The organism is Pseudomonas sp. DE0010 (genome assembly GCF_007680745.1).
Classification (GTDB): Bacteria; Pseudomonadota; Gammaproteobacteria; order Pseudomonadales; family Pseudomonadaceae; genus Aquipseudomonas; species Aquipseudomonas parafulva_B.
The window spans coordinates 1-346 of record NZ_VEJQ01000094.1 but is presented as its reverse complement, the minus strand read 5'-3'; the positions used below and the strand labels follow the sequence as shown (position 1 = coordinate 346).

Here is a 346-nt window from a genome sequence, read left to right as displayed (position 1 = left end):
CGGCTGGGCGTTGGCGATGCCGGCGCTGTTGACCGCGAGACTCAGGGGGCCGGGTTCGGCCTCGGTACGGGCCACGGCGGCTTCCAGGTCGGCGGCGCTGGTCACCGAGCCTTCCAGGGCCAGGGCGCGGCGGCCGTGGGCCTGGATCCGCGCGACGGTACCGGCGAGGTCGCGGCTGCCGGGCAGGTCGAAGCAGGCCACCTGGGCGCCGGCCTCGGCCAGTCCGACGGCGATGGCCTGGCCGATGCCACTGCCGGCACCGGTAACGAAGGCGGTCTGGCCGCCGGGATCGAAGAGACGCATGGGAAAACTCCTAGTCAGGCGGTCGCCAGTTCCATCACGGCCA

1 protein-coding gene is annotated in these 346 nt (G+C 73.4%); it reads right to left on the bottom strand.

The features are described 5' to 3' along the window. On the bottom strand, positions 1–303 hold a 303-nt coding region (locus FS767_RS21805), incomplete at its 3' end, for an SDR family NAD(P)-dependent oxidoreductase (protein ID WP_144968182.1). Between the last annotated feature and the right edge of the window lie 43 nt (positions 304–346).